Source organism: Kitasatospora sp. NPDC048715 (genome assembly GCF_043198905.1).
Classification (GTDB): Bacteria; Actinomycetota; Actinomycetes; order Streptomycetales; family Streptomycetaceae; genus Kitasatospora; species Kitasatospora lactacystinica.
The window spans coordinates 228,512-240,179 of the sequence record NZ_JBICVH010000021.1 but is presented as its reverse complement, the minus strand read 5'-3'; the positions used below and the strand labels follow the sequence as shown (position 1 = coordinate 240,179).

At 76.6% G+C, this 11,668-nt stretch carries 6 protein-coding genes and 1 pseudogene; 2 read left to right on the top strand and 5 right to left on the bottom strand.

Features of this window, described 5'->3' with window-relative positions; translation table 11 throughout:
* Window positions 1-343: 343 nt before the first annotated feature.
* Window positions 344-1,636: pseudogene (locus tag ACGFSC_RS34740) on the bottom strand (SpoIIE family protein phosphatase); the annotation flags it as partial.
* Window positions 1,637-1,842: 206 nt separating this feature from the next.
* Window positions 1,843-3,216, bottom strand: coding sequence for an FAD-dependent oxidoreductase (locus ACGFSC_RS34735; RefSeq protein WP_359915443.1), 1,374 nt, complete (start codon window positions 3,214-3,216; stop codon window positions 1,843-1,845).
* A gap of 552 nt (window positions 3,217-3,768) precedes the next feature.
* On the opposite strand from ACGFSC_RS34735, the gene ACGFSC_RS34730 reads away from it, so the two are divergent.
* Entirely contained in the window at window positions 3,769-4,644 is an 876-nt protein-coding gene (locus ACGFSC_RS34730) for a helix-turn-helix domain-containing protein (protein ID WP_359915441.1), read from the top strand.
* A gap of 336 nt (window positions 4,645-4,980) precedes the next feature.
* Window positions 4,981-7,200 (top strand): sigma-70 family RNA polymerase sigma factor, encoded by a 2,220-nt coding sequence (locus ACGFSC_RS34725; protein WP_392864474.1) that lies wholly within the window; start codon window positions 4,981-4,983, stop codon window positions 7,198-7,200.
* A gap of 166 nt (window positions 7,201-7,366) precedes the next feature.
* Here ACGFSC_RS34725 and ACGFSC_RS34720 read toward each other — a convergent pair whose 3' ends face one another.
* From ACGFSC_RS34720 to ACGFSC_RS34710, 3 genes are all read right to left on the bottom strand, one after another.
* Window positions 7,367-8,071 carry a DsbA family oxidoreductase gene (locus ACGFSC_RS34720; protein WP_359914006.1) on the bottom strand — a complete coding sequence of 235 codons (705 nt, stop codon included), beginning with the start codon at window positions 8,069-8,071 and terminating at the stop codon, window positions 7,367-7,369.
* Between the two features lie 98 nt (window positions 8,072-8,169).
* On the bottom strand, window positions 8,170-8,691 hold the full coding sequence (locus ACGFSC_RS34715; RefSeq protein WP_359914003.1) for a universal stress protein: 522 nt from the start codon (window positions 8,689-8,691) through the stop codon (window positions 8,170-8,172).
* A gap of 187 nt (window positions 8,692-8,878) precedes the next feature.
* On the bottom strand, window positions 8,879-11,014 hold the full coding sequence (locus tag ACGFSC_RS34710; RefSeq protein WP_359914000.1) for an asparagine synthase-related protein: 2,136 nt from the start codon (window positions 11,012-11,014) through the stop codon (window positions 8,879-8,881).
* Window positions 11,015-11,668: the final 654 nt, after the last annotated feature.

Here is an 11,668-nt window from a genome sequence, read left to right as displayed (position 1 = left end):
GTTTCCAGCTTATCAGATGTTTTCCGCTCCGTTTCCGGGGCTTCGTTCATCCAACTCGCCGGTGTCTTCCGGGGCTTGACGCCCTGTCCGACGTTTCAAACTCTAGCCGATCCCCGCTCCGAAAAGCGAATCCGACCGCAACCCAATAAAATGCGCACGCCGAATAAGCACCAGGCCGCAACGTGAAAACGACGAAGCGACCCGGCCCGAACCGGGAAGTGGTGTTTCAGAGGATTGGCTGCCCCGGGACCGTCCGCGCTGACGCGTGTCCGGTGCTCCCTGCCAGGCAGCTCGAAGAACATTAGACCTCCGGCCTCGCCGAGTCAACCGGCGCAACCGGTTTCTCGGCACCCTCCTCCGCCGGCAGCTGGAAGGCCAGGACGGCGACGTCGTCGTCGTGCTCGGAGGTCACGCCCATCGCACGCAGCAGCCGGGCGCAGATCACCTCGGGGGCACCCATGGCTCCGGCCAGGGTGCGGGCCAGGAGGTCGAGGCCCTGGTCGATGTCCTCGTCCCGGCGCTCGACCAGTCCGTCGGTATAGAGGACGCCGGTCGTACCGGGGAGCAGGCGCAGGGTGTGGGAGACGTGCAGGCCGCCGCCGGTGCCGAGCGGCGGGCCGTTCTGTTCCTCGCTGCGCAGGATGGTGCCGTCCGGGCAGCGCAGGAGTACGGGGAGGTGTCCGGCGGAGGCGTAGGAGAGGGTGCGGCGGCGCGGGTCCCAGACGGCGTAGGTGCAGGTGGCGATCTGGTTGGCGTCGATCTCCATGGCGAGGCCGTCGAGCAGGCGCATCACCTCGTGCGGGGGCAGGTCGAGGCGGGCGTAGGCGCGGACGGCCGTGCGCAGCTGGCCCATGACGGCGGCGGCGCGCAGGCCGCGGCCCATGACGTCGCCGATGACGAGTGCCGTGCGTCCGCCGTCGATGGCGATCACGTCGTACCAGTCGCCGCCGACCGCGGCCTCGGCGCCGCCCGGCTGGTAGGTGGCGGCGACCCGCAGGCCGGCCGGCTGGTCGAGCTTCTGCGGGAGCAGGCTGCGCTGGAGGGTGACGGCGGCCTCGCGCTGGCGGCGTTCGGCTTCGCGCAGGCGGGCGGCGGCGAGGACCTGGTCGGTGACCTCGGCGGCGAAGATCAGCACTCCGGCGGGCGGCCCCTCGGTGGGGGCGTCGCCGTTCTCGCCGGTGCCGAGCGGGACGCAGGAGACGTTGTAGTAGCGGTTGCCGGTGAGGCCGAGGATGCAGCGGGCCTTGACGCTGCGCGGGCGGCCGCCGCGGATGACCTGGTCCATCAGGGGCAGGACGCCCATGGTGGCGAGCTCGGGGAGGGCCTCGGCGGCGGGCAGGCCGGTGGGGCGTTCGCCGAAGAGTTCGCGGTAGGCCCGATTGGCGTAGCCGAGCTGGTGGAGCGGGCCGTAGGTGACGGCGACCGGGGCGGGGATGCGGTTGAGGACCTCGCGCAGGTTCTGCGGCTTGTGCGGGTCGAGCAGCTCGGCGGTGGCGGCGGGGCTGCTCGGGTCGCGGGGGCCGGGCACGACGACGCCGTCGGGGCAGGGGGCTCCGTCCTCGGTGCCGGTCCCGTGGGGCGGGAGGGCACGCCAGGGGACTCCGGCCAGCCGGGCGCTCCAGCGCATGAGGTTCAAACGACGGCCGCTTCCTCGTTTTCCAGGCATATCATCACTTTTTGTGTGCACAGCAGCACACGGGGTAATGACCAGGTCGGGCTGATCCTGTCAGGCGGAGGCCCGGTTCCGGAAGTCGCGCGCCCGGCGTGGCCGTCCGTTCCGCCCTCCGATCCACCCTCCGGCCCGCCGTTCGGTCGGCCACCGGCCCGGGTCGACCGGTGGGGTCACCGGGCGGCATCCGGTCCGCCGTCGGACGGCCGGTCGGACCTCGGGCCGAACCCTCCCTCGAAGGCCGAACGCGGGTGCTCCATCGCGCCCAGCGAGACCACCTCCCGGGAGAACACCCCGCCGAGCACCCAGTCCATCAGCACCCGCACCCGGCGCTCGGCACTCGGCAGCCGCCGCAGGTGCCGGGCCCGGTGCAGCCACCAGGCGCGGCGGCCGGTGAGCCGACCGCCGCGCCTGGTGTGGGCGACGGCCCGGCGCAGCCCGAGCGAGGTCGAGCAGGCGGCGGGGCCGGGCCGGTAGTCGGCCAGGCCCGGGGCGTGCGGCCCGCCGTCCAGGGCCACCACGACGTTGCGGGCGAGCAGTTCGGCCTGGGCGAAGGCGTGCTGGGCGTTGGGGGCGCAGGGCGCTCCGTCCGCGTTCGGGTCCGGCACGGCGGCGCAGTCGCCGGCCGCCCAGACGCCGGGCAGGGCGCGTCCGTCCGGGCCGACGGCCTGCAGGGTCGCCAGACATCGCACCCGGCCGAGGGTGTCCAGCGGCAGGTCGGTCTCGCGCAGCAGCGGGGCCGGCCGGACGCCCGCCGTCCAGACCAGGGTGCGGGCGCCGAAGCGGCTGCCGTCGGAGAGCACCACGACCCGGTCGGCGACGGACTCCAGGGTGGTGTGCAGCCGGATGTCCACGCCGCGCTCGCGCAGCTCGCCGAGGGTGTGCGCGGCCAGTTCGGGCGACTCCTCGGCGAGGATCCGGCCGGTCGCCTCGACCAGGACCCAGTGCAGGTCCTCGGCGCGGACGTTGTGGTAGCCGCGCACGGCGGTGCGGGTCATGTCCTCCAGTTCGGCGAGCGCGCCGACGCCCGCGTAGCCGGCGCCGACGAAGACGAAGGTGAGCGCCGACTGGCGCAGCGCCGGGTCGCGGGTGGCGGAGGCGAGGTCGAGCTGCTCCAGGACGTGGTTGCGCAGGCCCACCGCCTCGCCGACGGTGGAGAAGCCGAGGCCGTGTTCCGCGAGGCCGGGCACCGGTGCCGTGCGGGAGACCGAGCCGGGGGCCACCACCAGGACGTCGTAGGGCAGTTCGACCGGTGCGGGGGTCTCGCCGGGGCCGGCGGCGTCGGCCAGGGCGCGTCGGGCGGCGTGTTCGATCCGGGTGATCCGGGCGGTGAGCACCCGGCAGTCCGGCAGGACCCGGCGCAGTGGGACCACCACGTGTCTCGGGTCGATCGAGCCGGCCGCCACCTCGGCCAGCAGCGGGTGGTAGGTGAAGTAGGCCTGGGGCTCGACGACGGTGATCTCCACCTCTCCGCGCCGCAGCCGTTCCCGCAGGGCGCGCTGGAGGTGGAGTGCGGCGGCCGTTCCGGCGCAGCCGCCGCCGGCGATCAGGATTCTGATGGTGCGCCTCCTGCCGATGCGACGTTTCGTCCCGGCCGCCCCGCGGCCGGGGGTGTCCCCCCATCACGCCCCCTATGAAGGACCGGCGGGGGTCGTCTTGTCCACAGTCCGTACGGGGCTGGTTGCGACACGAGTGACCGTCGTGGCCAGTTGTGCTTACTGGGCGACTTTCTGACGCACTTTCGGCCTCGGAGAGTGGTGAACTATGGTCGGATTGTGTACCGGGGCGGCCGTCGCCATGACAATCGGCGGCGACGCACCGTGGAGCGGCCACTACGGCCAGTTCCAGCGTTGGCGTGAGAACCCGACTGGGGGACAGTCATCCGGGGAAGGGTAGTTCCCGGACAGGGCCCCGGACGGTGCCGACGCGCCGAGCCGGACGTGGACCCGGCACGGCGGCACGACCGTGGTCACCGGAACGGGACGGGCGGCACGAGCAATGGGTCATCGGGTCATTTCTGACGGGCTGAGCTGCACCGGGGGGTGCAGGGGCGGGCGACGACAGGGTCCGGTTTCGGACGCCTGCGGGGGAGAGTTGGGATGATGGATCAGGAGCAGGTGTTGGGGCGGGTGGGTGCACCACAGGCCGGACCGGGCACGGTCCCGGAGCAGCGCGGCCCGGTGGACCTGCCGCCGCAGAGCGGGTCGGCGTACTCGGCGGTCGCGTACCGGGCCGAGCCCGCGCCGGCCGCGGTGCCGGTGCCCGGGGCCAGGTTGCGGGTCGACGCCCGGCGGAACCTGGAGAGCGTGCTGCGGGCGGCCCGCGAGGTGTTCGGCGAGTTCGGCTACGGCGCGCCGATGGAGGAGGTCGCACGCCGGGCCGGGGTCGGGGTCGGCACCGTCTACCGGCGCTTCCCGAGCAAGGAGGTGCTGGTCCAGCGGATCGCCGCCGAGGAGGTGGCGTGGCTGACCGCGCAGGCGCGGGAGTCGCTGTACGGCGGTGACGGCGCCTGGGAGGCGCTGGCCGGCTACCTGGCCCGCGCGGTGTCCACCGGTGCCGGGCGGCTGCTGCCGCCGGAGGCGTTCCGGTACGCGGAGGAACTGGGCCGGGTGCCCGAGCAGCGGGCGCCGGAACCGCCCGCGGCGGTCCGCTTCGACCTGCGCGGCGAGGAGGCCCGCTCCGGCGGGGTGGTCGAGCCGTCGGCGGCCGACGCCGATCCCCGGCTGCTGCTCCAGCTGCTGGCCGCCCTGGTGGCGCGGGCCGGTGCGGCGGGCGAACTGCGTCCGGGCGTCACGGTGTCGGACGTGGTGCTGGTGCTGACGGCCTCGGTGCCGGTGCACGCGGCCCGTCCGTCGGTCTCGGCGCAGGCGGCCGGCGGTTTCTCGCCGATTTCTCCGCAGACGGACGGTCAACCGACCGCCGGCCCCTCGGACCGGCTGCTGCAGATCCTGCTGGACGGCCTGCGGGAGCGCTGATACCCGGGCCGACCGGTCCGCCACGCCCGGCGGGCACGGGAGTTGGAGGGAGGACCGGCGCGCGGCCCGGATGCGCGCGCCGGGTGCGGGAGTCGCACACCCCACCGCCGCACGCTGGGCGAACACCCCCGCGACGGCCCCTCGGAGGAGTGGAAGGCGGTTGGTCCGGCTTCCGCCGGTCCCTGCGCTATGCCATCCTTTGCCCGTGGTTGGAGCCAATGTCCCGATGCGCGCCGTTCGCGCGCCGTCGGCGCCGTACGTCGGGGAACCGTGCGCCTGCGCACTCCCGCGCGCCCTGCCACACTACGGGGGCTGTCGTGGAATCTGGGGTCCGTTGTGAGCGCCGAGGAACAGAACGACTACGGGTACGGCCTCGACTTCGGAGGCCTCTCCGGTGATCCCGACGAGGGGCCCTGCAGTCTGAACGGCGTCGGCGGGTCGGCCCAAGTGCCGGGCGCCGCAGCGGCTTCGGCCGCTGGACACGTCCCCGACCAGGCCGGGATGCCCAGCCGCGAGACGCTCTCCGCCTCCGCCGCCGCGCTGCCCCCGGGCCGGGTGCCCGGGCAGGCCCCGGCGGGCCGGGGCGGCGTCGCCCCCGAGGCGTTCGTCGGCGACCCCTTCACCGGCGACGGCCGCACCGCCCGGCCGACCGTGCCCGCCCCCGCCGACCCGGTGGACGGCGAGCGCCCCGCCTCCGACGCCGACTTGACCGCCCGGGTGCGGGCCGGCGACGACACCGCCTACGAGGAGATCTACCGCCGGCACGCCGACTCGGTGCGCCGGTACGCGCGCACCTGTTGCCGGGACAACTTCACCGCCGAGGACCTCGCGGGCGAGGTGTTCGCCCGCACCCTGCAGGCGCTGCGGGCGGGCAAGGGCCCCGAGTTCGCCGTCCGCGCCTACCTGCTGACCGCCGTGCGCAACGTCGCCGCCGCCTGGCACCGCAGCGAGCGCCGCGAGCAACTCGTCGACGACTTCGCCGTGTTCGCGCAGACCTCGGCCGCCGTGGTCGACTTCGACCTCGCCGACCCGGGCGCCGACGCCTGGGCGATGGCGATGGCCGACCAGCGGATGGTCATGCAGGCCTACGCCGAACTGCCCGAGGACGACCGGATGGTGCTCTGGCACACCGAGGTCGAGCGGGAGTCCCCGAAGACCGTCGCGGTGATGCTCGGCAAGACCGCCAACGCCACCGCCGTCCAGGCCCACCGGGCCCGCGACCGGCTCGCCGCCGCGTTCCTCCAGGCGCACGTCTCGGGCAGCCAGGACAGCGGTTGCGAGGCCTACGCCAACCGGCTCGGGGCGTACGCGCGGGGCTCGCTGCGCAAGCGGGCCTCGGCGGAGGTCGGCCGGCACCTCAAGGAGTGCGACCGCTGCACGGCCGCCTGCCTGGAACTGACCGAGATCAACACCGGGCTGCGCGCCCTGCTGCCCGGCGGCGTGCTCGTCTGGATCGGCGTCGGCGGCTTCGGCGCCGCCGCGGCCGCCGTCGGCGGAGCCGCCGCCGTCGGCGGAGCGGCAGCCGCCGGGACGGCCGCCGCCTCCGGGTCCTCGGGGGCCGCCGCGGGTGCGGCCGCCGCCGGTTCGACCGGTGCGGCCTCCGGCGGGGCGGGAGCCGCCGCGGCCGGCGAGGGCCTGGGCACCGCCGCCAAGGCCGGGATCGCCGCCGCCATCGCGGTGGCCGCGGCCGCCGTCGCCGCGTACGCGCTCACCGGCGCGCCCGAGCCGGCGGCCCCGGCGGCCGCTCCCCCGGCCCCCAGCGCCCCGGTCGTCGTCGCTCCGGCGCCGCCCCCGGCCGCGCCCACCGCGGCCCCGGCCCCGGCTCCGGCGCCCGGCGCCGCCGATCCGGCCCCGGAGGCGCCCGCGGCGAGCCCCGCGGCCCAGCCGGCCGCCACCTCCCGGACTCCGCAGCCCGCCACCACCGGGGCGGAGCCGGTCACGCCCGCGCCCAGCAGCTCGAAGGCGCCGAAGCCGACCTTCACTCCCCCGGTCGTGCCCGTGCCGACCCTGCCGCCGCTGCCCACGCCCGACGTCCCGGTGGTGCCGACGCCCACCCTGCCGCCGGTGCCGACCCCGACCGTCACCACGCCGGTGCCGCCCGTCCTCAGTGACTTCTGGGGCAACTCGCTGCCGGTGCTCAAGCCCGGCAACAACCGGGTGCCGCCGCCCGAGCCGAGCATCCGGCAGAAGGGCAGCGACAACTTCTGGCAGCGTGACGGCGGCTGGATCGGCGGCGACTACCACCCGCACGCGATCACCGTGCACGCCCCGGCGGCCACCGTGATCGACCTCAACCGCAGCTGCGCGTCCTTCGACGCGGTGGCCGGGGTGGACGACGCCACGCTCTCCCCGGGCAGGGTCGTCTTCTCCGTCCAGGGCGGCGACGGCAGCACCCTGTGGAGCTCCCGCGCGCTGGCCGTCGGCGACGACGCGGTGCCGGTGCACGTGCCGCTGACCGGGCAGAAGTCGGTCAAGCTGGTGGTCACGCCGGTGAGCGGGATCTGGTCGGCGCTGAACGTCGCGGACTGGGCCCAGGCCCGCTTCCGGTGCTCGTGACGGGCGCGCGCTCCGGTCGGGCCTCCGGTCGGGCCTCCGGGTGGTCCTCCGGGTGGTCTTCCTGTCGGGCCTCCGGTCGGTCGTGACGGAGGCCCGCTCCAGGAGTCCTGGAGCGGGCCTCGGGTCCGCGGTGCCGTGCGCCCGGTCGGCGCCGGACGGCCGGGCGTCAGATGGCGCAGGAGCCGTCCGCGCAGGCCTCCCCGGCCGGGGCGACCTGCACCGGGGCGGGACGGCGCTCGCCGATCTCGGCGGCGACCTGGTCCAGCACCTTGCGGAAGGTCTCGGCGTCCTGGCCGCCCTGGACGGCCCACTTGCCCTCGAAGACGAAGGTCGGCACGGCGTTGATGCCCAGCTCGCGGCCCTCGGCCAGCTGGGCGTCGACCTCGGCGACGCCCTCGTCGCCCGCCAGGTAGGCGGTCACCCGGTCCCGGTCCAGGCCGGCCGCCACGGCGACGTCGGTCAGCGCGGCGCGGTCACCGACGTCGACGCCGTCGGTGAAGTGCGCCTTCAGCAGCGCCTCCTTCAGCCGCCCCTGGACGGCCGGGCCGTACTCGACCTCGGCGAGGTGCAGCAGCCGGTGGCCCAGGAGGGTGTTGGCGTGCAGCGCGGCGTCGAAGTCGTACGTGATGCCCTCGGCGAGGCCCAGCTCGGCCACCCGCGCGTCCATCGCCACCGACTGCGGGCCGTAGCGCTCGGCCAGCCAGGCGCGGTGCGGGCTCGCGGTCGCGGGAGCGTCCGGGACCAGCTGGTACGGGCGGTAGACGACCTCGACCTGCTCCTTGCCCGGGAAGTCCGCCAGGGCCTGCTCGAAACGGCGCTTGCCGATGTAGCACCAGGGGCAGGCGATGTCGCTCCAGATCTCGACCTTCATTGCGGGGGGCTCCAGGGGGCGTCTTGGCGAATGTGTACAAGATGGGTGAACGATGAACCATCTCGGTGCATTCCCGGCGGCCCGGTCCGTGGAGCGGATCACACCGCGGGCGGCGCCGGGACCACCAGCACCGGGCAGGCCGCGTGGTGCACCACCGCCGAACTCACCGAGCCCATCAGCAGCCGGGCGAAGCCGCCGTTGCCCCGGGTGCCGATCACCAGCGTGTGCTGCCGGGTCGCCGCCTCCAGCAGCACCTCGATCACGCTGCCCAGCACCACGTGCAGCGACAGCTCCCCCGCGTACGGCGCGGGGCGCTGGCGCTGCACGGCGGCCACCGAGCGGCGCAGCCCGTCCGCCATGCTCTCGACCAGCGTCTCCACGCTCTCCTGCACCAGCTCCGCCATCCCCGGCGGGTAGCCGGCCGGCGCCGGGTTGACCACGGCGAGCACGTACAGCGGCAGCCCGAACAGCTCGGCCTCCGTCATCGCCCGGTCGAGTGCCCACAGCGACCCGTCCGAGCCGTCGCACGCCGCCAGCACCCCCGGCGGCCGCCCCGTCGGCGGCCGGCCGAGCACCGACAGCACGACGGGCACCTCCCGCCCCGCGCTCCCACCGGCCACCGCGCACCCTCCTCGCCCCGGATCCACACCCCCGCCATCATCACCGCCGCCCCGACCCGGCTCCGGCAACCGCGCCGCAGGGCGGGGTGCGGGGGCGGGCTCACGGTCGCGGGGCGGGCCGGCGGGAGTCGTCGGAGCGGGCTCCACAGGGTCAGGAGGCCGGACAGGCTCACAGGGCCCGACAGGCTCAGGAGGTGAGGGCGGGCCGGCGGGGGCTGGGCAGGCCGGTCCAGCAGGCGCCGTGGCGGCGGGCGCGGACCCGGCGGAGCCAGAGTTCGGTGGAGACGAGGTCGGCGAGGCCGGCGAGGTCCGCGGGGGAGAGGGGGGTGGCGGGGTCGGCCGAGTGGGCGAGGCGGGCGCGGACGGCGGGGAGGTCGATGAGGCCGGCTTCGGCGAGCAGCGGGGCGTCGAAGAGTTCGGCGAGGCCGTCGGCGGCGAGGCGCAGGCCCGCGCGGGCGGGGGCGGTGCGGTCGGGGCGGGGGCCGCGGCCCCAGTCGGGGGGCAGGTCGGTGCGGCCGGCGCCGGTGAGGACGGCGTGCAGGAGGGCGTGCCGGGCGCCGGGCTGGAGGCGGACGTCGTCGGGCAGCAGCCGGGCGGCGCGCACCACCTGGTTGTCGAGGAAGGGCGCGTGCAGCCGCTGGCCGGGCTGTTCGGCGGCGTGCACGAGCGTGCGGAACCCGCGCGCCTGCCGGTAGAGGGCGTGTCGGGCCCGGTACGCGCCGGGGTGCTCCTCGGGCGCCGGTTTGCGCGCTGCCAGGCGGAGCCGCAGCGCCACCGAGGAGAGCGCCTCGTCGGAGAGCCAGCGGGCGGCCGGGCCGGGCACGCACCAGGCGAGGTCGACGGCCGAACGGGCCCCCGCCGTGCCGCCGCTGTCCGGGACGTGGCGGGCGGTCAGCTTGGCGGCCGCCTCGTCCAGCGCCTCGGCGTAGCGGACCCGGGAGAGCCGGTGCGCGGCCCGGAGCACGGTGAGCGGGGTGCGCAGCGTGCCGGTGAGGACGCCCGCGGCCGCCCGGTCGACGCCGGCCAGGGCGACGACCGGGGGCAGGAGTTCGCGCGGCCGCCCGGCCCGGACGAGGTCGGCGAGCCGGGCCGGGTGTCCGTCCAGGACCTGGCGGGCGCCGTAGCCGGTGAGGTGGTCGGTGCCGCCGGCGTCGAAGCGGGCCTCGGCCCGGGCGGCGGCGACGAGTTCGGGCCCGGGCTCGTCGGTGAGCCGGCCCGCCCGGGGGTCGGCGCCCGGCCCGGCGTACGGGAGGGTGTCCGGGCCGGGGTCGAGCACGGTGTGCCGCAGCCGCGGGGTGTCGGGGGCGAGCGCGAGGCCGGCCGGGGGCCCGGTCTCGCCGAGCGTGACGGCGGCCAACCGCTCGGGGGCGGCGGCCTCCCGGGCGGCGGCGCGGGCCCAGGAGCCCTTGACCGCGCCGCTCCTGGCCCCGGCGGTGGCCGCCCGGGCCGCCGCGGTGGCCGCGGGCACCGGCGGCAGCGGGACGGCGGCGGCGAGCAGGGCGACGGTCGCGGAGGCCGTCCCGTACGAGAGGTCGACGCCGAGCCGGGCCCGTCCGACCGGATCGGGGACCGGCGCGGTGGTGCGGACCCGGGAGCGGACGGACTCCAGCAGGGCGCGGGTGAGCTCGCGGACGGCGGGCGCCTCGTCGCGCGGCTGCTCGGCGCCGGCCGGGTCGTCGTAGCCGGACAGGTACGGGCGGCCGCCGCGGATGCCGAGCACGTGGCCGGGCGGCACCCGCTGGACGCCCAGGTACGGGGTGCCGGCGCCGAGCGCCTCGGGGGACTCCGGGCAGGCGAGCCGGGCGGCGAGGTGGCCGGTGTCCAGCGGGGCGCCGACCAGGTCGGCGAGCGGCAGGGCGGCGGTGGCGTACGCGGTGCCGCCGGCCCACGGGGTGTGGAAGACGGGCCGGGCGCCGGCGAGGTCGGTGAGCAGCAGGGTGGAGCGGGGGCCGGAGCGCAGCACGACGGTGTAGCTGCCGGGCCAGGCGGTGAGGTGGCGGACGGCGCCGCCGCGGGCGGCGGCGAGGCCGGCGGCGAGCTCGGCGTCGGTGGCTCCGCAGTGGCCGAGGACGGCGAGCCGGGTGGTGGCGGGGGTGTCCTCGATCCGGTCGGGCTCGGTGGGGCCGGTGCTGACCACGGCGGGGGCGCCGGGGCGGTGGGTGACCAGGCGGATCTCCGCGGGGCGCCAGTCGCCCACGGCCCAGAGCGGGTCGGGCCCGGACCACAGCGGGCGGGCGGCGATCGGCTCGACCCCGCCGCGCAGTTCGTGCGCCGGGGTGCCCGCGCTCGGCGCACCCGTGCACCAGCCCGTCAGCCACCGCATCGCGCCTCCACCGGACGAGGACCTGCATCCGTGCGGCGCGTTCGCCGCCCGCCGGGCGGCCGGGTGGTGTTGCCGTGGCGGCCCGGGCGCGTCCCGGCGGGTCCCCGCAGCTCGGACGCGCCGTCAGGAGACATCGTGCCACCGCGGGGCGTCGCCGTGGCCGGTGTTCCGGGGTTCCGCCTCCGTTCGGACCGGCCGTTCGACGGGCCGTCGGGGCCGTGCGGGCGGGCACCGATGCGCGCGCGGGCCCGCTCCCGGCCGGAGCTCCGCCCGGTGCGCGATCACTGCGCGTGGGCAAGTTCCGTCCGCCGGAAGGGAGTTCGATCCGTCCCGCACTCCGGGGAGCGGGCGGGCCGGGCCTCCCCCTCCCCGGCCCGGACCGCCGGCGAAACGCCTTTGGCATGGGCATCGCGAGATGGCCGAAAGGCGTCGCCCGGCCCGGGAGGGCATCCGCATGCCCTCCCGGACTTCACCACCACCCGCGGGGATTGAGGCGGCGGCGTCCCCCGGCCCGCCGGGTCCTCGACGGCAGGCCGACCCACGACCACCAGCGAATCGCCGACCAGCCGGTCGGGCCAGGGGGCACGGCCGGGCGCACGTGTACACGGGACCGGAGCACGACGCTCCGGCGCGCGGCGCGGTCGGCCGGATCCG

Bases quoted from the DNA above. Each gene is read 5' to 3' on its own strand.
- ACGFSC_RS34730 (WP_359915441.1), top strand. From the start codon at position 3,769: ATGATGGATCAGGAGCAGGTGTTGGGGCGGGTGGGTGCACCACAGGCC.
- ACGFSC_RS34710 (WP_359914000.1), bottom strand. From the start codon at position 11,014: ATGCGGTGGCTGACGGGCTGGTGCACGGGTGCGCCGAGCGCGGGCACC.
- ACGFSC_RS34720 (WP_359914006.1), bottom strand. From the start codon at position 8,071: ATGAAGGTCGAGATCTGGAGCGACATCGCCTGCCCCTGGTGCTACATC.